This window comes from Aeromicrobium sp. (genome assembly GCF_014378035.1).
GTDB lineage: Bacteria > Actinomycetota > Actinomycetes > Propionibacteriales > Nocardioidaceae > Aeromicrobium.
Window position 1 is genome coordinate 25,505 of the sequence record NZ_JACMOM010000247.1, and the last position, 20,112, is coordinate 45,616.

The following is a 20,112-nucleotide window of genomic DNA, read 5'->3' on the forward strand; positions in this document are numbered from 1 at the left end:
AAATCATGCGGGAACTGTAGCCGCAGTCGAGTTGCTGAGGACCGGTCGCGTGTCGAGCAGGGCATCGCCGACCATGCCGGCAGCGAGGGTGCCGCCATCCTGGGCATCGACCACCAGGAACGCCCCGGTGCTGCGTGAGCTGAGGTACTGCTCCGCCGGTATGGGGGCCGCGAGCCTGAGAGTCACGTGACCGATGTCGTTCAGCTCGAGCCGCTCGGCTGGCTGGAGCTCTGCGGACTCAAGGTCGAGCTTGCCACCGATGGAACGCACCATCGCCCGCACGGTGCGAGTGCCGTGCTTCACCAGCACCCTGATCCCTGGGACGAGGGGAGCATCTGCCAGCCAGGCAACGGTGCCGTCGATGTCCTGGGTCAGGTTCGGGGCGTGCGATGCCGCCACGATCAGGTCTCCGCGAGCGATGTCGAGGTCGTCGGCCAGTCGCAGAGTGACCGACAAAGGGGCGAAGGCTTCGGTGAGCTTTTCGCCGGCGAAGTCGATGCCAACGACGGTGGTGGTCCGGCCGGCCGGCTGCACCGTGACGTGGTCACCGACGGTGACGACTCCGGACGCGATCTGACCGGCGTAGCCGCGGTAGTCGCGGAACTCTGGTCCCGCGGCGCTCTGCGGACGGATGACGAGCTGCACTGGGAAGCGCAGGGGTTCGTTGATCGGGTCGCCGACGGGCGAGAGCTGTTCGAGATGGTCGAGCAGGGTCGGGCCGTCGTACCAGGGCGTGCGCGTCGACGGGTCGACGACGTTGTCGCCGTCCAGCGCCGACACGGGGATGGTGGCCACGTCATGCAGACCCAGCGCGCGGGCCGCCTCGAGCACCGATCCGGACACCTGGACGTAGGTGGCCTCGTCGAAGTCGACAAGATCGATCTTGTTGACGACAACAATGACGTGCGGGACTCGAAGGAGCGACGCCACCGCGAGGTGACGCCGGGTCTGCTCCTGCACGCCGTGCCGCACGTCCACCAGAAGCACGACGACGTCGGCGGTGCTGGCACCGGTGACGGTGTTGCGGGTGTACTGCACGTGCCCGGGACAGTCGGCGAGGATGAACGATCGTCTGGCCGTCGCGAAGTAGCGGTAGGCGACGTCGATCGTGATGCCCTGCTCGCGCTCGGAACGGAGCCCGTCGGTGAGCAGCGCGAGGTCGGCCGACTCGAGACCACGGTCGAGCGACACGCGCTCGACGGCGTCGAACTGGTCGGCGAGCACCGACTTGGAGTCGTAGAGGAGCCGCCCGACAAGCGTCGACTTGCCGTCGTCGACGGAGCCGGCGGTGGCAAGCCTGAGCAGAGTAGTCATCAGAAGTAGCCTTCCTTCTTGCGATCCTCCATGGCGGCCTCAGACATTCGGTCGTCGGCGCGCGTGGCGCCACGCTCGGTGACCCGTGTGGCGGCCACCTCGGCAATGACCTCGTCGACCGTGATTGCGTCGCTCAGCACCGCGCCGGTGCACGACATGTCGCCGACGGTGCGGTAGCGCACCTGCCGCTCCTGGACGGTCTCGTCGCCGCGGGGCTGCGCGAACTCACCGACCGAGAGGAGCATGCCATCACGCTCGAACACCTCGCGTTGATGGGCGTAGTAGAGCCCCGGCAGCACGATGTCTTCGTGACCGATGTACTGCCACACGTCGAGCTCGGTCCAGTTACTCAGGGGGATGATGCGCACGTGCTCGCCGGGACGGTGTCGTCCGTTGTAGAGGTTCCACAGCTCGGGACGCTGGTTGCGCGGGTCCCACTGACCGAACTCGTCGCGCAGCGAGAAGACCCGCTCCTTGGCCCGAGCCTTCTCCTCGTCGCGCCGTCCGCCGCCGAAGACGGCGTCGAACGTGTGATCGCTGATGGCATCGAGAAGTGGCTGGGTCTGCAGCGGGTTGCGCGTCCCGTCGCTGCGTTCGCGCAGCCGCCCGTCGTCGATGTAGTCCTGCACGCTGGCGACCTCGAGCCGGAGGCCCAGCTTGTCGACGGTGGCATCGCGGTAGGCCAGCACCTCCGGGAAGTTGTGGCCCGTGTCGACGTGCAGCACCGGAAACGGCACGGGGGAGGGCCAGAACGCCTTGACCGCGAGGTGCAGCATGACGACGGAGTCCTTGCCGCCGGAGAACAGCAGGACAGGCTTCTCGAACTCGGCCACGACCTCGCGGATGATGTGAATCGCTTCGGACTCCAGCCACTGGAGCTGGGTCGGTCGTCGTTCTTCGGTCAGGGTCATTGCTGCCTTGTCAGGTGCGGGGGTTTGCGTGTGGTCAGGTCAGGGGGTTCAGGAGTGCAGGCCGCACTCGGTCTTGTCGAGACCGGCCCATCGTCCGGCGCGCGGGTCCTCGCCCGGGGCGACGCGCCGCGTGCAGGTTGCGCAGCCGATCGAGGGGTAGCCGTCGTTGACCAAGGGATTGACGATGACGTCGTTGTCGGTGGCGTAGTCGAGCAGTCCCTCGAACGTCCATGCAGCCATCGGGTTGATCTTGACGAGCCCGTTCTTGTCGTCCCACGTGACGAACGGCGTGTTGGCACGCGTGGGTGCCTCGTCGCGGCGGACCCCGGTGATCCACGCCTCGTAGCCCTGAAGCGTTGCGTGCAGGGGCTCCACCTTGCGCATCTCGCAGCACTGGGCTGGGTCGCGCTCGTAGAGCTTTTCGCCGAACTCTGCGTCCTGCTCGGCGACGCTGCGACGCGGCTTCACGTCGACGATGTTGAGCTGCATCGATGACTCGACGGCATCACGCGTGCCGATTGTCTCGGCAAAGTGGTAGCCGGTCTCGAGGAAGAGCGTGTCGACCCAGGGCAGATGTGCTGCGACGACGTGGGGGAGTACCGCGTCGGCCATCGAGCAGGCGACGGCGGTGCGGTAGCCGAACTCCTTGGCGACCCAGTCCAGAACCTCGGTGGTGTCCGCCTCGGCGAATCGGTGTTGTGCGGCGTCTGCGATCGAGCGCAGCTCGTCATTGCTGCGGCGGGGGGCCAGCAGCGACTCGCGCTCAGCGAGGTGCGCCGTACGACCCCGGTCATGGTCGAGCTGTTTCTCGCGGCGCTCAGCCAGCGTCAACGCTTCTGCATTCATGAGCCCCCACCTCCTCCACACACGTTCTGACACATCGTCTGTTCGACAACGATACGAGGCGGTTTCAGCATGTGGCCGCGCCGTCCACATGGTGGTACACGGCGCTGAGCGTGCGAAACGTCGAAGTGTGTGAAGTCGTCGGAGGGGGGTAATGGCTAGTCGGTGGCCAGAGTCACCGACAAGAGAGAGGGACAATCATGGCTTTCATCCTGTTCATCATCGCGGCCGCCATTGCGATCTACGGAATCCTGCGCATCGTGCGCGGCGACATCCTGATTGGCATTGTTCTGTTGGTTGTCGCGGCAGTCGTTGGACCCGGTGGATACAGCATCTTCCAGTAACCTGTGATGAAGGGCTGCGCACACGCTGCGCGGCCCTTCGTCATGTCCGCACTGGCGTCGTACGATCGTCGGTATGGCGCGAATCATCGACATCCATCCGGACAACCCGCAGCAGCGCGCGGTCGACCAGGCGGCAGCTGTGATCCGTGACGGCGGGCTGATCGCCTACCCGACCGACTCGGGCTACGCTCTCGGGGCACAGCTGGGCAACAAGGACGCACTCGAGCGCATCAAGACGATCCGCAAGCTCAATGACAAGCATCACTTCACGCTGGTGTGCAAGGACTTTGCGCAGCTCGGGCAGTTCGTGCACGTCGACAACGCGATCTTCCGTGCGGTCAAGGCAGCGACACCCGGCGCCTACACGTTCATCCTTCCCGCCACCAGGGAAGTGCCTCGCCGCCTGTTGCACGCCAAGAAGAAGACCGTGGGGGTACGTATTCCCGACAGCAAGATCGTCAGTGCGCTGCTGACAGCAATCGGTGAGCCGCTTCTCTCCACGACGCTGATCCTGCCGGACAGTACCGAGGCCATGACGACGGCGTGGGAGATCGCCGAGGAGCTCGACGGTCAGGTCGACGCGGTGATCGAGTCCGGAGCGGACGTCGTGGCCGAACCGACCACCGTCGTCGACTTCTCCGACGGATTCGCGGAGATCGTGCGGGTCGGCGCGGGAGATCCTGCCCCTTTCGAGTAGATGTCACGTGAGCGCATGCTCGCGTTGTCGGCCACACTCGACGTCCGGGAGGCAGTCTGCTGATCGCCATCGGCGACGCCGTGTCGACCCGGGGCACTCGCTGCGCCACGATGGACACATGACTGTCACCTTCCTTGGACTCGGCCGCATGGGCCGCATCCTCGCCGGCCATCTGGTCGACGACGGGCGCGAACTGCTGGTCTGGAACCGCACCTCGTCGGTTGCCGACGACTTCGTCAGGGAAGGAGTGCGGGTCGCCTCCGATGTCGCAGAGGCAGTCACTGAGGCGCCGGTTGTCATCAGCGCCTTCTTCGGTCCGGATGCGGTGCGTGAGACGTTGGTCGAGGCGGACCTTCCGTGGTCACGCGGAGCGCTGTGGATCGACATCACGACAGTTGGTCCTGATGATGCCCGTTCGGTGGCGCAGTGGGCCGAACGTGCTGGTGTCCGATATGTCCACTCGCCCGTGGTTGGAACACTGCTGCCCGCTCGCAACCGGGCGCTGGGTGTGTTGCTCGGCGGGGCCGCAGGCGACGTCGCTGAGGCGCGCACCTTCGTGGAGGCGTGGGCCGATCCCGGTCGCCTCCGCACGTTCGACACGCCGGCGCAGGCCGCCACGGCCAAGCTCATCGCGAACCTCGGGCTTGCTGTGTCGATGCAAGGTCTGGTGGAGGCTCTGCGACTCGGTGCGAGCGAGGGTATCGACGCCGATGGCGTGCTGGCTGCCCTCGACAAGACCGCGCTCGGAACGATCAGCGGGCTGAAGGCCGACTTCGTGCGCGCGGACGACTACTCCGACACGCAGTTCTCGGCCGGACTCCTGGCCAAGGACGCAGCGCTGATGCTCGCTGCGTCGGACGTCGGACGTCGACCTTCCGGCCACCAGGGCTGCACTCTCCTCACTGCACGAGGCGGTGCAGGCAGGTCTGGGCGACGAGGACTTCTCGGTCATTGCTCGACCGGGGGGCGGGACCTCTCGCTGACGGAGGCGAGGACTATCGGGATGGTCATCACCAGGACCGCCGAGCCAGCGAGCATCAGGTGCTCGGGGCTCAGCGCCCTCAGCACCAACGTGCAGAGCAACGGTGCAGCGAAACCGATGTAGGTGAGGCTGTAGAACACCGCGTTGAGCGACCCGAGGTCGTCGGGGTGGGCGAGCGACTCCACGGTCATGAGCCCGCCGACGAGGATGAGCCCGTACGCGGTTCCGAGCAACACTGCGACCGGGAGGACGAGCCAGGCGATGCCGGATGCTGCCAGCAGCAGCCCGACCAGGAGGCCGGCCGTCGCGGCGAGCAGCCCGATGACGATGATGCGGCTGGGCTCGCCCAGCCGCTGGCCGAGGGGTTGCACCGCGACGCCGGTCCACAGGGTCAGCCCGGCCAGCGAACCGATGACCGCGATGGGAGCGACATGGATGTCGACGAACGTGGGGATGGTCGCGAAGCTCATCGTCGCGACGCCGAACACCCACGGAGCGGTGAGTGCCACGCCCAGCACGAACGGGCGGGAGCGGATGGCCTGCCACACCTCCGAGCGTCTTAACGACTCGTCGTGGCTTCTTTGGGTGAAGGGCTCGGGTGCATTCCAGGCGATCGCGGTGACAGCCACCATCAGGAGAAGGTGGGGGATGTAGGGCAGCACGGCCGGCGCCGGCAGCCATTGGGCGAAGATGCCGGCGACGAGGGGACCGGACCCGAACCCGGCCGACAACGCCAGTGCGGCACGGCGGGCGCCTGTGCCGGCAGGACCGTCGCTCGAGAGCTCCTTGATCCACGCGGTCCCCGGCGCGAAGGCGGCACCTGAGGCGATGCCGGCAGCGAGCCGGCCAAGTAGCAGGAGGGTGAGGTTGTCGCTGCCCAGCACCAGCACCAGCGTCGCCACGACGGAGATCACCAGCACCGGGCGCATGACCCTGCGTCGCCCGATGCGGTCGGAGATCGGTGCGACGATGAGCAGAGCGGGGATGAGCCCGAGGGCGTACGCCCCGAAGAGGGCTGTGACCGCCTCGCTGGAGGCGCCGTCCTCCTGGCGATAGACCAGCAGCATCGCGGCGAACTGGTTGGCACCCCAGCCGACGGCGAACATCGCTGCCGCGACCCGGAGCCAGGGCGGGAGCCGAGTCATCAACGCCGACTTGCTCATCGCTGCCACGTGGACACAGTAGATGTCGCCCACGACATCGTCGTGACGACAGCTGACAGAGACGATCGATGGTAGTTCTGCGGGGTCATCGTGCCGTGAGATCGAGCCCGTAGAGAGCCTTGGCTCCATCGATCGCCGGCACCAGCACTGTCCAGCCGCGACCTTCGTAGAGGCGGGCCGCTGCGCCATCGTCGGGAGCAGTGGCGAGCAGCGCCCGCTCCTGTGGCAGATCGACGACGAGGTGGTCGTGCAGCTGTCCGGCGATGCCCTGCCCGCGGTGTGCGGGGTCGACGACGAGGTCGACCAGCTCGAAGTGGTCGCCCACCCAGGTCTCGACGATGTCCGATGGTGCTGCACCGGCCAACCAGTCGCTCCAGAACTGACCATGCCCGCCCGTGAAGCCGTAGCCATAGCCCGAGACCACGTCGTCCGTGGTGGAGACGACGAGCCGGAACCCGGTCCTCTTCGCGTGGCGGGTCAGTGTCGACTCGGCGAAGTTGGTGGCATCAAGATGACTTTCCGGCAGCGAGGCGTCGCCGTAGGCGGCGAGGTAGACCTGCCCGAGCGCCTCGCGCACGTGGTTGCTGATCTGCTTGCGGGTGAGGGTCTGCACCGTCGTCGTCATGACTGGTTCAAGCCTCCACTGCGCGGATTTCATCCCGACAAGACATTCAACCCGTCGAGATCGGGTCGCGCGGGCTCAGAGATGGCGGTGGTCGACCCTCGGCATCCGTGGCCCACGTCGCTCGGTGCGGGTGTGAGGGCTGAGGTGGATCAAGCGTATGACCCGGAAGCGATGGCCGTGCCACGGCTCGAGCACCTCGGCGAGCTCATCATCGTCGAGCCTGCGTCCGACAAGGGCGCTGCCGACGTCGTTGCCCACGTGGTAGTCGCCGAAAGGCACGGCATCGGCGTCGCCGAGGGCGCGCGAGCCGACCTCGGCAGCCGTCCACACGCCGACCCCCGGGATGCTGCGGAGCCCCCGGTATGCCGCGGCCCGATCAAGAGGGATGGCTGCACCGAGGCGCTCGACCTGCACGGCGACGCGGGCGCAGGCCTGGGCCGTTCGCGCTCGCTGCGGGTCGACACCCGCGAGGTGCCACTCCCAGGACGGGATGGAGGCCCACTGCTCAGCACTGGGGAACACCCGCATGCCGTCGGGAGCAGGGCCGGGTGCCGGTTCGCCGAACGTGAGATGCAGGCGCCGCCAGGCGGCGAAGGCATCGAGCCCTACGACCTTCTGCTCGATGACCGCGGCGATCAGCGCCTCGAGGACCCGGCCGGTGTGGGGGACCCGCAGCCCCGGGAACCGGCGGAATGCATCGGTGAGCACCGGATGCCTCGGCACGAAGCCGGAGGGGTCGTCATCGGCGCCGATGAGGCGGGGCAACGAGTCGAGCAGCTCGGCCGCACCGGGCCCCCACGCGGTTCCGGCCACGACGGTGGGGGTGCGTTGCTCGAGAAGGTAGGTGACGGGGCCCGTCTGCATGCGGCTCGTGCGCCACAGCAGCCGACCATCTCTTCTGGTCGTCGGATCGCCGACACCACGTCGCATGAGGGCCAGTGTCAATGGCATGTTGACAGCCACCTCGAGGCGCACCTCGCGCGAGAGCGCTGTCTCGCACGAAGGAGTCATTCCGTCAGTCTGCCCGCCCGCACCGACAGCCCTCAGATGAGCCGACGACGGGACGGGACCATGCGGTCGAGGAGGCGACCAAGCACCCGGCGCCACCACGACGGCGAAACGGCAGGCTCCTGCTCGCGGCGAAGCTGTTCGAGCAGCGCCTTCTGCCGCGCGACGTGTGTGCGGCGGCGGATCTCCCACTCGCCGATCTCACGTTCCGCGTCGCGCAGCGGAGTGATGACCGGTGGCCCGCCCTGCAGCTGGCGCCGCGCTTCGACGATGCGCGCGTTGAAGTCGTCGACGATCCGGCGTACCCCGTTCGGCGTCGTCTCCCTGTCGAGCAGGTCGTCGAGCTGGGCGTCCTCGGTGCGCAGGGCGAGGGCCGGTGGCAGCACGCCGGTGATGCGTTCGCGCTCGATCAGGCTCTTGAGCCACCAGTCGGGGTCGTGGGGACCGTCGATGCCCGGGATCGGCTTTCCCGCACCGGGGAGGTTGTCGAAGTCACCGCGACGCATGGCCTGGCGGAGCTGGATGTCGACCCACAGCGACTGCTGCTCGCTCCGCTGCGCGGGACCAGCTGGGTCGTCGCGGGCATCGTCATCAGATTCCGCCTCGGCCTCCAGACGGAGGCGGTACTCATCCTCCTTGCCGTCGCGCCCGCTGATCGCGATCACCCCTTCAGGTCGTGCTCTCCAGCGTACCGAGGCGTCGCAGCACCGCCACCGCATCGACGAGGTCGGTCATCTCGCCATGGTGCACGGCCCTTCTCGAGCGGGTTTCCGCGACGATGACCTCCCAGTCGGCGGGGGAGAAGAGGGCGGTGATTTCCTGCGGAGCGAAGAGCCGATCTGCGTGGCCGGGACCCCCGTGGGTTCCGGGTTGATGACCGACGACCAGGAGCGTCCCGCCGGCGGCGACAGCCTCGCCGAGACCGCGTAAGGCGCTGTTGCGCGGGGGATCAGGAAGGTGGAAGAACTGCGCGGACACGAGGTCGTACGTGGCCGGTGACGGGGGATCGGTCACCACGTCGCGCTGCTCGAAGGTCACCTCGACCTCAGCCTCCGCCGCACGTCCACGGGCCCGATCGAGAGCGACCTCGGAGATGTCGACGGCGGTCACCGTCCAGCCACGCTGGGCCAACCAGACCGCATCGGCACCCTCGCCGCAACCGATGTCGAGCGCCGAACCGGGTGAGAGGCCGTCGACCTCAGCGACCAGCTGGGCGTTGGGCCTGCCGCTCCACATCGCGGCATTCTCCTCGTACGTCGCGTCCCAGGCGGCGGCATCCATGCCATCGCGGTCGGGCTGGTGATCGTGCTCGTCGTGTCCCATGTCGTGACGATCCTAGAACCACCTCCACATCCTGAGGACGTCGGATGAATGAGGTGCGCGACGTGTACCGGGCCGTGCGTGCGTGCGTCGGATCACCACCGACAAGGTGGGTGCGCGGCTGCCGAGTCGACGATGCGGGGGACAGGCCCAGCACCCCGGCTACAGTCGGGAGCATGCCTGTGTCGAGGACCATCGAAGCGCGAGGCGGCATGCTCGTCGCACATGACGGGTCGGCCGATGCTGACAGAGCCTTGCGGACAGCGGTTCGGCTGGCGGCGGCGCTCGGAGTCCACGTGTCTGTTGTGCGTGCGTGGAGCGTCAGCACCGCCCCGCGTCCCGACAGCTGGGAACCCAACTTCATGCCGCCGTTCGAGGACTTCGAGGCGGCGACTCTGGTGGCGCTGGACGCTGACGTGCAGAAGGTCCGGATCGAGAGCCCGGATGTTGAGATCGTCACCGCCGTGGTCCATGGGGCACCGGCCGAGAAGCTGATCGATGCGTCGGGCTCTGTCGACCTCGTCGTCGTTGGAAGCCGTGGGCACGGGGGATTCGCCGGTCTGAGGCTCGGTTCGGTCAGCGAGCAGGTCGTGCGCCACGCGCACTGCCCGGTCCTGGTCGACAAGGCAGCCGAGGGCGACGAACCTGTACCCGTAGAGAAGCGGCAGCAGATGGAGGACGCGTTGGCCAGCGAGCTGAATCTCGACTGAGGCCACCTGACTCAGCCGAGAAGTCGGCGCTGACATCTCTGTCGACGTCGTGAGCGAACGAGACCAGCCCCGTCGAGGAGGCGATCTGGAACGACCGCGTCCGGGGCAACGCCGTGGAGCAGCTCATGACGGGCGAACCTCGGCCCAGAGCTCCTCATAGCACAGCGCCGCCCGACTGGTGGGAGCGAATGCGGGTACCGGTGCCTGGCGCTCGGCCATCTGCTCGATGATCGAGAGCGCCGGGATCACGGTGTCGGCCACGCGTGTGCCGTCGCGGGGGATCGCCTCGATCACGTCGCGATGAAGGCGTTTGCGACGGTCGGCCATCGAGAAGAAGGCGACGAGCTCGGGTCGGCTCCCTTTTGATTCGGCCACGAACTGGACCAGCTGGTCGAAGGTGCGCAACGACAGGGTCGCGGGGATCAGTGGCACGAGCAGGGTGTCGGCGGCGTGCATGACATTCTCGGACACCAGCGAGATGCTGGGCGGGCAGTCGAGGAAGATGACGTCGTAGTCATCGTCGACGCTTTTCAACAGCTGACCCAGCCTGGTGGTCCGCTTCTTCGTGTCGTCCAGCTCCAGATCCATGTTGCGGTAGCTGAAGTCAGCGGGCAGCAGGTCGAGGTTGTCGAAGTCAGTGGCCTTCAGGGCCGTTTCGATGGGGCGTTTGCGGGTCACCAGGGCATGGCCGCCGCCCTTGACACGCGGTCGCACACGAAACATGTACGACGCGGCACCCTGAGGGTCGAGGTCCCACAACAGCGTCCGTCGGCCCTCGCGGGCGGCGAGATACGCCAGGTTGACCGCCGTGGAGGTCTTCCCCACACCGCCCTTGATGTTGTAGGTCGCAAATACCGTCATTCCAGGCCTCCGAGTCGGCGCATCATCCGTTGGTTGGACGGTCGCGCGAAATGGGTGAACACCTCATCGAACTCACGGCGAGCCACGTCCTGCTCGCCGTCAAGATGACCGATCAGCTCGCCCATGGCAAGTATCGCCCCTGCGGGAGCGCCGGCGGCCATCATGTCCTCGGCGAATCCGTGTAGTGCCCGACGCTCGACCTCGCAGTCCTGGAAGCGGCCCAGAACGTCCTGCAAGCCCTTGAGGTCGCTCACACCACGTTTGCGCCGACTCGTGGCGAGCACAGGGGAGAACGCCTCGAGCGCGTAGCGCAGGCTCTTGCAGTCCTTCCGGAGGGCGTGCAGGTCTTGGGCGGGGGAGTCCTCGGTGATCGCCGCACCGCCTCGTGACACCCGCCGAAATGCGCGCCGAATGCTGCGATCTGCCAGGTTCCCAGCGGTCAGATGTTCCTGATCGCCTCGGGGGTCCGCCAGCTGAGCCAGCACCTCGCCCCATTCGGACAGCAGCTGCTGAAACGTGGCGGACTTCAGGTAGCGAACCAGGCCGCGACGCTCGGCTGTGCGGTGCTGGCGAAGATGCCTCGCCAGCGGCTCCAGGTCATCCGGTCCCGCCGCCACCAGCCAGCCTCCCATCATCGGCAGGTTCAACTCGTAGACGTCGAGGTCCCGCACCGGCGTGGTCCGATCGCCCAGCTCTTTGAACACCGGTTCCCAGCGGTCACGCATTACCGCGGGAAGGCTGGGTCGTCCCAGCGTGAGCACCGCTCTGGTCCTTCGCACTGCGACACGAAGATCGTGCAGGAACTCGGTGTCGATGTCATCGATCACGCCGGGAACGTTGTTGCTCATCGTCGCGAGGTGGTTGCGCAGCGTGGTGATCAGAAGTTCCCTTGCCGGTGTCGATCGGCGAGTTCGGACGGTTGCTCTGGCAGTTCTGAGCTCAGGCTCCGGGCGCTCGATCTGTACAAGACCGAGCTTGGTCAGGAGACCGATGGCGGAGCCCCCCTGCTGGTCGTACCCGCGCAACACGTGCATCGTGACCCGGGCTGTCGCGGGGCCCGTGTCACGCTCGTCGGGTTCGTCAAGATCCAGCCGGGCGACGATCTTCCTGTCGGAGTTGCGCAGACTCAGGACCCGAACATTCCGTGTCTCGCCTTCGATCATCGTCAGTGCACGAATGTCGATGATGGGGGCGATCACATCGCGGACCGAGCCGGCCGGCAGTGCGTCAACGAGCGATGGCCAGCGCATGTTCGTCACGGGGGCAGCCACGATCAGGGCTCCGTCAAGGCGACTGAGCACCAGCTGTTCCCCCGAGGCAGTGGCTCGGTGCTCAAGCGCAAGGCCAGCCGCGTGCAGCCGACGGTCGAACGTGTCGAGCCGATTGCGGCGGACGACACGTGTGGTCCCCACATCGACAACGAACGTGAAGCGAAGGGCACCGACAATCGTTGCGAGCTCGAGACCAGGTGCGGCAGGTGCCTGAAAGGTATGAGAAGAGCTCGCCATGATGGCTCACCTTAGTGGTGTCGCACGCAACCCGGGAGTCGTCAACGGAGCTTCTGGAGTGGCGGCTGAATCGTCGCTTCGTGGTCTGCGTCGCAGACCAGCGGCTAGCCCGGTGACGCGTTCCGTAAGGTTTATGTCATGACGTAGTGGGTACGGGAAAACCGGATCTGACGCACCACCCGGAGGAGTCACCGAAATGAATGCCAACAACAGCCGTCACAGTGCTGCAAAAGCCCCGACCACCGCAGGGCGGATCTGACATGGCGCTGCGTAGGCACCACCGCGATGGCGACAATGCGGAGACCGAGACAGCTGTCCGCCACGACTCGCGGCTCGATCGCGACTCGCGCGTCGATCGCGACGCGCGCGTCGATCACGACTTGCAGGTAGACGAGGCCCGCGACAAGTTCGGCGGACTGAACTGGGGCAGTGCATTCTTCGGTTGGCTGGTCGCCATTGCCGTGGCAATACTCCTGACCAGCGTTGTCGGCGCGGTCCTGGCCGCTGTCAGCGCGTCGACCCAGGTGACTCAATCGCAAGCACAGAGGGACGCGGGAACGATCGGCGTCACGTCCGCCATCATCCTGCTGGTTGTGCTGCTGGTGGGCTACTACCTCGGTGGTTACGTCGCCGGTCGTATGTCGCGCTTCGACGGCGGTCGTCAAGGCGCAGGGGTGTGGGTCATCGGCTTGGTCGTCGCGGTTGTCGCGCTGGTGCTCGGAGCAATCTTCGGGTCGCAGTACAACATCCTCGACCGGGTCAACCTGCCCAACATTCCGTTGTCAGGTTCGCAGTTGGGCATGGGCGCAGGCATCACCGCGGTCGCTGTGGTGCTGTTGACGCTCGTCGCTGCGGTCCTGGGCGGCAAGGTGGGTCACCGATACCACGACAGGGTGGACCGGGCAGCCGGACGCTGAACATCCCAGACCACCAAAAGCCGCCTCGCCTCCCCGGACGCGAGGCGGCTCTTGCGTTTCCATGGGTCTCTGGCTGAGCGTGTCTCCACGTGGCGCGGGCAGGTTCAGGGCTGGCGATGGTGGCGGTTGGCTGATCTCAGAACCGGCGGGTGGCCCTGACGACAACGTCGTGGAGCGTGACTTCGTGTTCGCCGTGACCGGACATGGTCCGGTCCGACTCCTGGGCGGTGGCGATCTCCCACACGGCCGGGTCGAGGCGCGCCGTGATCGCGGCCACGGTCGCCGATGCCGACGCGGGCGGCCCATCGCCGCCCCCGCCGTGCGCGTGATCGGCGGTCGGCCCGCGGTCGTTGTGGGGGAGATGGCCGACGATCAACAGGGTGCCACCGAGGGCTACCCACGGCGCGATGCGGTCGTAGAACTGCAGCTGTGGCATCGCGGGGTGTGCATAGTGCGTGGTGACCAGGTCGTACTGTGCGCCCGGCTCCCACGTGGACAGGTCCGCCTGGACCCAGTGAAGCCGCTCGGCGATGCCGCAGTCGGCGGCGCGCTCGGACGCGTGGGCAAGAGCGTCGAGGGAGATGTCCGCTGCGGTGACCTGCCAACCTCGCTGGGCGAGCCAGATCGCTTCGGCTCCGGCACCGCAGCCCGCGTCGAGGGCCGTCCCGGGCGCCAGATCGCTGACTTCACGAATGAGGTGCGGGTTGGGCTGACTGGTGGTCATGGACACGGCCCGATCGCCTTGCCAGATCTGGTCCCAGTACTCCTTGTCGAACGAATGCGTCATCGGATGTCTCCTTTGTTGATATCGCCCGCGTCCACCCCGGTCACCGTTCGACACCCGCGTCTCTCGATGGTGGCCGCCGGCAGGCTTGATTGCAAAGATATTTGCTGAATGGCAAACTTTCGACATGGATCAATCCCTGGATCACACGATCAACGCGGTGGGGCCGCGACTCAAGCACCTGCGACAGCGCCGCGACATCACCTTGAGCGATCTCGCGGATGAGACCGGCATCTCGATCAGCACCCTGTCCAGGCTCGAGGCCGGTCTCCGGCGCCCCACACTGGAACAGTTGCTGCCACTCGCACGTGCGCACGGTGTCACCCTGGACGAGCTCGTCGACGCACCGCCGACCGGCGACCCACGCATCAACCTGCGTCCGATCCACTCCAGTGACGGCTCCACCATCCTGCCGCTGACCCGCAGGCCCGGAGGCATCCAGGCCTACAAGTTCGTTCTCTCCGTCGGACGCGACGACACTGAACCCGACCTTCGCACCCACGAAGGCTACGACTGGGTCTTCGTCCTCAACGGCAGACTCCGACTCGTCCTCGGCGAGCACGACCTCATCCTCGAACCTGGGGAGGCCGCGGAGTTCGACACCCGCACCCCGCACTGGTTCGGAGCGACCAGCTCAGGACCGGTGGAGTTCCTCAGCCTGATCGGCAAACAGGGTGAACGCGCGCACGTGCGGGCCGCGCCCAAGAAGCATGGAGCCAGTTGACGGCATCGCTGCCTCACGCGAGGCCCTCATCCGGGCGCGGGGAGGGGGCGACTCCTAGACTGATGTTGAAACGGAGAACCTGAGCATGGCGATACGGCGGTTGGATCGCGGTGACATTTCGTCTCCGCGACCCACGATGGAGGCGGCGTTCCCGTTCGTCGCCCTTGCCACTGGTGGGCTCCTGAGCGTATTCCTTCCGCCTTATCGCGACGGAGGGTTGGAGCCCCTCGTCATGGTCGCGGTGTTCGCCGTGGCGTTAGGGCTTCTCGCCGTGAGCATCCGCCGTGACCACAGATCATGGGTCGATCCCGCCTCACCTTTTCTGGTCTTCTTGGCGGTCGCTCTCGCTCGCGACCTCACCGGCGGTGCGGGTACCGGGCTTGGGCCACTGGTCGCGCTACCCATCCTGTGGCTGGCGATCATCGGCACCCGACGTGACGTGTTCGTGAGCGTGGGGCTCGCGGCGGCGGTGTTCGTCGTGCCGATCTTGACAGTTGGCGCGCCGGAGTACCCGCCCACGGAATGGCGTCGTGCGTTGCTCTGGTCGGCGTTCGCTGCCTTCATCGGGCCCGCGGTCCATCGAATTGTCCGCCGACTCGCTTTGGAGTCACAAAAGGAGCATGCCGTTCGCGCCGAGCTTGACGGGATCATGCGTGGCGCTCGCCTCAGCAGCATGATCACGACTGACACCGGCGGAATCATCCGATCGTTCGGAGTTGGGTCTGCAGAGCTTCTTCATTACCAGGCTGACGACATGGTGGGCCAGCAGGGGCTGGTCCTGTTCCACGATCCGGCTGAAGTAGAAGCGATCGCTGCCGAGCTGGGTGTGCAACCTGGATTTGCCGTTTTCAAGGAGTTGGCGCGTCGCGGGTCTCCAAGTCGGATCTGGACCTTGGTACGGGCAGACGGCGGTCGAATCTTCGCTCAACTTGTCGTGACTGAGTTGCACGATGTGGACGATGTGCTGACCGGATACCTGGCCGTGGCGATCGATGCCACTGCCGGAATCGAGGCCGAACATTCGCTCGCCTTGTCTGAGGCGCGCTGGCGGGTGCTGGCGGATCACCTTCCCGACATCACGTTGATGGTGGTCGACGAAGACCTTGTCATCCGGGTGGTTTCCGGAGCAGGAGCCGTGCAGCAGGGTTTGGCGGGAGTCGAGGGGCGATCGCTGTCGTCGGTGTCGAACGTGGGCAACATGGCGGTGTGTCGCCCCTTGATCGCCAAAGCGTTCGAGGGGCAGGAGTCGGCGGTCGAGCTTCTCGCATCGACGACCGGCGCGGAGCACGAGATCGTCGTGACGGCACTTCCGACGGACGCGGAAGGCAGACGGGTCCTGCTGATTGCCCGCGACGTGAGCCGCGACCGTGCCCAAGCCCGCGAGACGCTGAAGGCGAAGGAGCGGGCGGAGCGGCTCTTCGCCGATGCGCCGCACGGGGTGGCTGTCCTCACGACATCAGGGGTCGTCACGCACGTGAACGGGGCTATGGCTTCGATCATCGGGCCGATCCCCGGAGGCATCGAGGGACACACGCTGTCAGAGCTTGCCAGCCCGGGCGACGATCGGCTCGATCGCCATCTCGCCGAGGTTCTCGCCAACCGGGACGAGCGGGCTGAGACAGACTGGACCTTGCGTCACGGCGATGGCCACGACGTGCATGTTGCCCTCAGCAGCCGCGTGCTCGCTGAGTCCGACACGGCCGACGACACCGTGTTGGTCAATGTCGTGGATGTCTCCGAACGCCACCGGTTTGAGCAACGGCTCGCCCACCTTGCAGACCATGACGCCCTGACCGGGCTCGTCAACCGTCGCAGGTTTGACGAAGAACTGACCCGCCATCTCGCGCATGGGAAGCGATACGGCTACAAAGGCGCACTCCTTCTTCTCGTCCTCGACCACTTCAAGGATGTCAACGACGCGCTCGGCCACGGTGCTGGGGATGAGCTGATCGTGTCAGTGGCAGCGCTATTGGGGAGCGGTGTCCGTGACACCGACGTGGTGGCACGGCTCGGCGGTGACGAGTTCGCGATCCTGCTGACCGATGCAGACCTCGCCGGCGCAGAGGTAGTGGCGCACAAGATCGTTGATCGGGTGCGCGAGCACACGGCGGTTCTCCAAGGTCATCGCCGGCACGTGACGGTGAGCATTGGCGTCGTCGGGATCGGCGTCGACAGCGGACAGGCCGCGGACCTCCTCGCCCTGGCAGACATGACCATGTACGACGCCAAGGACGCTGGTCGCGACTGTTGCGTCGCGTTCGACGACACCGACCGTCGTAGACCACGCACAGGTGCACCTTGGGAGTGGAAGGCTCGGCTTGAGAGCGCCATCGAGAACGATGCGATGGTCCTTCACCTGCAGCCGATCCTCGATCTGGCAACCGGCAGAATCCGTTCTGCTGAGGTTCTGCTTCGATTGGGCGACTCCGACGAGCTTGTTCATCCAGAGCGCTTCGTCCACATCGCGGAGCGTGCCGGGCTGATGCCCAGGTTGGACGCGTGGGTCATCGAGAACAGCATCGCGGTCCTTGCACAACTTCGAACGTATGTGCCGGACTTCTGCCTCGAGGTCAACGTGTCAGGGTTGTCGATCGGAAACCCGCGTATCGAGAAGCTCATCCTCACGTGCCTGCGCGAGCATGAAGTCGACCCATCCGCACTGATCTTGGAGATTACCGAGACTGCTGCCGTGGCGGATGTCGAGTCGGCTCACCAGTTCGCGGAGCGGATGTCGGCACTGGGTTGCCGGTTCGCGCTTGACGATTTTGGCGCTGGTTTCGGCTCGTTCTACTACCTCAAACACCTGTTGTTCGACTACGTGAAGATCGATGGGGAGTTCGTCGCCAACTGTCATCGCAGCACAGTTGACAGGACGATTCTGCGGTCGATCGTCGGCATCGCCCATGATCTCGGCAAGAAGACCGTGGCGGAATACGTCGCGAGCTCTGAGATCCTCGAGGTGGTTCGTGACGAGGGAGTCGATTTCGCCCAGGGCTATCTGGTGGGCAAACCCATGTCATTCGGCGACTTCGTCGCCGGCCCCCTGGCAATGCCGACAGAAGCGGGAGTCTGATAGACGTGGATGAACGTTCGATTACTGTTTCAAGTGCACGACCCGCGCGCGGGCTATCATGATCTGGTGGCGGCTGCGCCGGATGAGGGATGTGTGATTTAAACATGCCGCTGGTAGATGAGGGAGACGCGCTGCTTGACGATATTGTCCGCAGTGGAGATGTCCGGTCCCTCCTGCAGCCCATCGTTGATCTCTCGTCGGGGGACACGGTTGCGTACGAGGCCCTGGCGCGAGGTCCGCACGGCAGTCCACTGGAGCGTCCCGACCGGCTCCTCGCGAAAGCGCGAGCGGCTGGGCGTCTGGACGAGGTGGATCGGCTCTGCCGGGTGCGGGCGATCGAAGCAGGTCGCCGCGCCGGCCTCGTCGCCCCGCACAGCCTGTTCGTCAACGTGGAGCCCGATTCACTGCACCACTTGGTGGACAACAACGACCTGCTGCCCCATCCGCCGACGATCCTGGAACTCACCGAACGGGCGCTGAGCCTCGATCCGGCCCTGCTCATCCGGGCGATCGCCGCGTTGCGAGAGCTCGGCTGGGCATTCGCGATCGACGACCTCGGCGTCAACACCCGATCTCTCGCGCTGCTGCCACTCATCGCCCCAGACATCATCAAGCTGGACATGAGCATCGTGCAGAATGCGCCAGACCAACATGCCGCAACGATCATGAGTGCCGTGGCAGCGCACTCCGAGGCCACCGGAGCGTTGATCCTGGCTGAGGGCATCGAGACGGCCGAACACATAGTCCGGGCGAGGGCACTGGGGGCCGACCTCGGACAGGGCTGGTTGTTCGGACCTCCGGCCGAGGCGGACACAGTCATAGCGACGGTGCCCGGGTTGTCACTCAGCACGCCGCCGATTCCGCGACGACCATCTGCGACGCCGTACGAGATCGCCGTGAGGGCGCGCGCGCCGAAGATAGCCGACAAGTTGCTGTTGCTCGAGCTGAGCACGTTCCTGGAGTCGAGGGCCCAGCGCGACGCGGACTCTGCGGTCATCGTGTCGGCGATCCAGCATGCCGACAACCTGACGCCTGCCACGGTGCGCCGCTATCGGGAGCTCGCGTCGTTGGGCGCGTTGGTCATCGTGTTGGCGAAGGGAATCTCAGCCATCGACCCGCTGTCGGACATGCACGCGGTCGACCTTGCTGAAGACGAGCCCCTGACCGGGGAGTGGGCCGTGGCAGTCATCTCGACCGACTTCGCAGCGCTACTGGCCGCACGCGAGATGCGGAACACGTCCCAGCTGCAGTTCGAATTCGTTCTGACCCACGATCGCCGGCTCGTGCTCGAGGCTGCTCACAGCCTCTTTGCCCGTCTGAGGGGCTGAGCTCCCAGGGCCGCGGCTGACGCCAACGCCCCGAGACGCTTCCGAGGTGTTGGCACCATTGGCACTGTTGACCGCATGGTGACGGTCGGGGCGGCTGAGCCGTGGAGAGCGCGTCGCCGGACTACCGTCTGCCGCCGCTGAAGAGTTGTTCAGGACGTTGCGGCGGTGGTCACTTGCGTCGACCCGACCGAGATTCCTTTGCCCTGGCGACAGCGGACTTCAGCTTCGCCTGGTTCTCTGGTTTACGGGCCTGGCTGTAGACGATCTTGGCGGCGCTCAGAGCGGCCGCACCTCTTAGCAATTTCATGAGTCGCCCGTACCCACCCAACTGTCTCTCACGCGCGATCGCGTGGTCCTTTTGGCTCGACCTCGCCAGCGGCATGCCACGAGCGTGCAAACGTTCTCCAAATCAGAGATGCACGACATTCACCTCGTGCTGACGTCCCACGAAACAAGATGACGTTGCTGCGTCAGCCAGGCTGCAATGGGTTCAGCGCTTGGTAGAGGACGTGGTCCTGCCAGATGCCTGCGATCCTGAGATAAGCCGGGGCGAGGCCGAATCGGACGAATCCATTCTTCTCAAGGACGCGTTGTGACCTGATGTTGTGGGTCAACGTGCCCGCTTCAATGCGGTGCAACGCGAGATCGTTGAATGCGAGCTTCGTGATCTCCTGCAGCGCGGCGCTCGCAACACCGTTGCCGTTGGCCTGTTCACTGACCCAGTAACCGACGTTGCAGGACTGGAATGCGCGACGGACGACGTTTTCGATGGTGATGCGACCAATGATCTGGTCCGAATCGTCCAGGATGACGTGAGGGTAAGCGGATTGTTGTTGATGCCGTCTCAACGCATCGTGGACGTTTGTCAGTTGCCCCTCGATCGAAAAGAAGTCGTCATCTCGATCAGGCTCCCACGGAGCAAGGAAATCGCGGTTGCTGCGACAGAGATCTACGAGGTCGGGCACGTCGTCGAGACTTAGCAGTCGTATTGAGCTCACCA

General features: G+C 65.8%; 19 protein-coding genes and 1 pseudogene. 8 read left to right on the top strand and 12 right to left on the bottom strand.

Annotation, left to right across the window (positions count from 1 at the left end; translation table 11 throughout):
* Positions 1-3 precede the first annotated feature (3 nt).
* Genes H7290_RS12965 through H7290_RS12975 form a run of 3 tightly spaced genes read right to left on the bottom strand, consistent with a single transcriptional unit; the run spans position 4 to position 3,071 of the window.
* On the bottom strand, positions 4-1,314 hold the full coding sequence (locus H7290_RS12965; RefSeq protein WP_290514431.1) for a GTP-binding protein: 1,311 nt from the start codon (positions 1,312-1,314) through the stop codon (positions 4-6).
* Complete coding sequence (gene cysD / locus H7290_RS12970; protein WP_290514432.1) at positions 1,314-2,225, bottom strand: sulfate adenylyltransferase subunit CysD; 912 nt, start codon at positions 2,223-2,225, stop codon at positions 1,314-1,316. Before cysD ends, H7290_RS12965 begins: the two co-directional genes overlap by 1 nt.
* Before the next feature lie 48 nt (positions 2,226-2,273).
* A complete protein-coding gene (locus H7290_RS12975) occupies positions 2,274-3,071 on the bottom strand; it encodes a phosphoadenylyl-sulfate reductase (protein WP_290514433.1) in 798 nt (265 codons plus the stop codon).
* Between the two features lie 197 nt (positions 3,072-3,268).
* Between H7290_RS12975 and H7290_RS12980 the strand changes: the two genes are divergently transcribed.
* The 3 genes from H7290_RS12980 to H7290_RS12990 all read left to right on the top strand — a co-directional run bounded on the left by H7290_RS12980 (position 3,269) and on the right by H7290_RS12990 (position 5,214).
* Complete coding sequence (locus H7290_RS12980; RefSeq protein ID WP_290514434.1) at positions 3,269-3,412, top strand: GPGG-motif small membrane protein; 144 nt, start codon at positions 3,269-3,271, stop codon at positions 3,410-3,412.
* 73 nt (positions 3,413-3,485) lie between these two features.
* A complete protein-coding gene (locus H7290_RS12985) occupies positions 3,486-4,109 on the top strand; it encodes an L-threonylcarbamoyladenylate synthase (protein WP_290514435.1) in 624 nt (207 codons plus the stop codon).
* A gap of 118 nt (positions 4,110-4,227) precedes the next feature.
* Positions 4,228-5,214, top strand: coding sequence for an NAD(P)-dependent oxidoreductase (locus H7290_RS12990; RefSeq protein WP_290514436.1), 987 nt, complete (start codon positions 4,228-4,230; stop codon positions 5,212-5,214).
* Positions 5,215-5,258: 44 nt separating this feature from the next.
* On the opposite strand, the pseudogene H7290_RS12995 reads toward H7290_RS12990, so the two are convergent.
* The 5 genes and pseudogenes from H7290_RS12995 to H7290_RS13015 form a co-directional block, all read right to left on the bottom strand.
* Positions 5,259-6,443 (bottom strand): annotated as a pseudogene (locus tag H7290_RS12995) (MFS transporter); the annotation flags it as partial.
* The gene (locus H7290_RS13000) at positions 6,340-6,879 is read right to left on the bottom strand and encodes a GNAT family N-acetyltransferase (protein ID WP_290514437.1); all 540 of its coding nucleotides are present in this window, start codon (positions 6,877-6,879) and stop codon (positions 6,340-6,342) included. The gene H7290_RS13000 and the pseudogene H7290_RS12995, both read right to left, overlap by 104 nt.
* Before the next feature lie 75 nt (positions 6,880-6,954).
* Positions 6,955-7,890, bottom strand: a complete 936-nt coding sequence (locus H7290_RS13005; RefSeq protein WP_290514438.1) for a DNA-3-methyladenine glycosylase 2 family protein — start codon at positions 7,888-7,890, stop codon at positions 6,955-6,957.
* A gap of 32 nt (positions 7,891-7,922) precedes the next feature.
* Positions 7,923-8,552 (bottom strand): DUF1992 domain-containing protein, encoded by a 630-nt coding sequence (locus H7290_RS13010; protein WP_290514439.1) that lies wholly within the window; start codon positions 8,550-8,552, stop codon positions 7,923-7,925.
* A 4-nt stretch (positions 8,553-8,556) separates the two neighbouring features.
* A complete protein-coding gene (locus H7290_RS13015) occupies positions 8,557-9,210 on the bottom strand; it encodes a class I SAM-dependent methyltransferase (RefSeq protein WP_290514440.1) in 654 nt (217 codons plus the stop codon).
* A 173-nt stretch (positions 9,211-9,383) separates the two neighbouring features.
* Here H7290_RS13015 and H7290_RS13020 point away from each other — a divergent pair, with 173 nt between their 5' ends.
* A complete protein-coding gene (locus tag H7290_RS13020; protein ID WP_290514441.1) occupies positions 9,384-9,917 on the top strand; it encodes a universal stress protein in 534 nt (177 codons plus the stop codon).
* Positions 9,918-10,040: 123 nt separating this feature from the next.
* Here the strand turns inward: H7290_RS13020 and H7290_RS13025 are convergent, their stop codons facing one another.
* Entirely contained in the window at positions 10,041-10,778 is a 738-nt protein-coding gene (locus tag H7290_RS13025) for an AAA family ATPase (protein ID WP_290514442.1), read from the bottom strand.
* The gene (locus H7290_RS13030) at positions 10,775-12,286 is read right to left on the bottom strand and encodes a CHAD domain-containing protein (protein ID WP_290514443.1); all 1,512 of its coding nucleotides are present in this window, start codon (positions 12,284-12,286) and stop codon (positions 10,775-10,777) included. The genes H7290_RS13025 and H7290_RS13030 overlap by 4 nt, the downstream gene beginning before the upstream one ends.
* A gap of 260 nt (positions 12,287-12,546) precedes the next feature.
* Between H7290_RS13030 and H7290_RS13035 the strand changes: the two genes are divergently transcribed.
* Positions 12,547-13,203, top strand: coding sequence for a hypothetical protein (locus tag H7290_RS13035; protein ID WP_290514444.1), 657 nt, complete (start codon positions 12,547-12,549; stop codon positions 13,201-13,203).
* A gap of 136 nt (positions 13,204-13,339) precedes the next feature.
* Here the strand turns inward: H7290_RS13035 and H7290_RS13040 are convergent, their stop codons facing one another.
* Positions 13,340-13,990 (bottom strand): class I SAM-dependent methyltransferase, encoded by a 651-nt coding sequence (locus H7290_RS13040; protein WP_290514445.1) that lies wholly within the window; start codon positions 13,988-13,990, stop codon positions 13,340-13,342.
* 124 nt (positions 13,991-14,114) lie between these two features.
* Between H7290_RS13040 and H7290_RS13045 the strand changes: the two genes are divergently transcribed.
* The 3 genes from H7290_RS13045 to H7290_RS13055 all read left to right on the top strand — a co-directional run bounded on the left by H7290_RS13045 (position 14,115) and on the right by H7290_RS13055 (position 19,112).
* A complete protein-coding gene (locus H7290_RS13045) occupies positions 14,115-14,711 on the top strand; it encodes a helix-turn-helix domain-containing protein (RefSeq protein ID WP_290514446.1) in 597 nt (198 codons plus the stop codon).
* An 85-nt stretch (positions 14,712-14,796) separates the two neighbouring features.
* Positions 14,797-17,784 (top strand): EAL domain-containing protein, encoded by a 2,988-nt coding sequence (locus H7290_RS13050; protein WP_290514447.1) that lies wholly within the window; start codon positions 14,797-14,799, stop codon positions 17,782-17,784.
* A 104-nt stretch (positions 17,785-17,888) separates the two neighbouring features.
* On the top strand, positions 17,889-19,112 hold the full coding sequence (locus H7290_RS13055; protein ID WP_290514448.1) for an EAL domain-containing protein: 1,224 nt from the start codon (positions 17,889-17,891) through the stop codon (positions 19,110-19,112).
* Between the two features lie 470 nt (positions 19,113-19,582).
* Here the strand turns inward: H7290_RS13055 and H7290_RS13060 are convergent.
* Positions 19,583-20,112: GNAT family N-acetyltransferase (locus H7290_RS13060; RefSeq protein WP_366927634.1), on the bottom strand; the 530-nt coding region annotated here is incomplete at its 5' end.

Coding starts and splice junctions, on each gene's coding strand:
- H7290_RS12965 (WP_290514431.1), bottom strand. CDS start 1,314: ATGACTACTCTGCTCAGGCTTGCCACCGCCGGCTCCGTCGACGACGGC.
- cysD (WP_290514432.1), bottom strand. CDS start 2,225: ATGACCCTGACCGAAGAACGACGACCGACCCAGCTCCAGTGGCTGGAG.
- H7290_RS12975 (WP_290514433.1), bottom strand. CDS start 3,071: ATGAATGCAGAAGCGTTGACGCTGGCTGAGCGCCGCGAGAAACAGCTC.
- H7290_RS12980 (WP_290514434.1), top strand. CDS start 3,269: ATGGCTTTCATCCTGTTCATCATCGCGGCCGCCATTGCGATCTACGGA.
- H7290_RS12985 (WP_290514435.1), top strand. CDS start 3,486: ATGGCGCGAATCATCGACATCCATCCGGACAACCCGCAGCAGCGCGCG.
- H7290_RS12990 (WP_290514436.1), top strand. CDS start 4,228: ATGACTGTCACCTTCCTTGGACTCGGCCGCATGGGCCGCATCCTCGCC.
- H7290_RS13000 (WP_290514437.1), bottom strand. CDS start 6,879: ATGACGACGACGGTGCAGACCCTCACCCGCAAGCAGATCAGCAACCAC.
- H7290_RS13005 (WP_290514438.1), bottom strand. CDS start 7,890: ATGACTCCTTCGTGCGAGACAGCGCTCTCGCGCGAGGTGCGCCTCGAG.
- H7290_RS13015 (WP_290514440.1), bottom strand. CDS start 9,210: ATGGGACACGACGAGCACGATCACCAGCCCGACCGCGATGGCATGGAT.
- H7290_RS13020 (WP_290514441.1), top strand. CDS start 9,384: ATGCCTGTGTCGAGGACCATCGAAGCGCGAGGCGGCATGCTCGTCGCA.
- H7290_RS13025 (WP_290514442.1), bottom strand. CDS start 10,778: ATGACGGTATTTGCGACCTACAACATCAAGGGCGGTGTGGGGAAGACC.
- H7290_RS13030 (WP_290514443.1), bottom strand. CDS start 12,286: ATGGCGAGCTCTTCTCATACCTTTCAGGCACCTGCCGCACCTGGTCTC.
- H7290_RS13035 (WP_290514444.1), top strand. CDS start 12,547: ATGGCGCTGCGTAGGCACCACCGCGATGGCGACAATGCGGAGACCGAG.
- H7290_RS13040 (WP_290514445.1), bottom strand. CDS start 13,990: ATGACGCATTCGTTCGACAAGGAGTACTGGGACCAGATCTGGCAAGGC.
- H7290_RS13045 (WP_290514446.1), top strand. CDS start 14,115: ATGGATCAATCCCTGGATCACACGATCAACGCGGTGGGGCCGCGACTC.
- H7290_RS13050 (WP_290514447.1), top strand. CDS start 14,797: ATGGCGATACGGCGGTTGGATCGCGGTGACATTTCGTCTCCGCGACCC.
- H7290_RS13055 (WP_290514448.1), top strand. CDS start 17,889: ATGCCGCTGGTAGATGAGGGAGACGCGCTGCTTGACGATATTGTCCGC.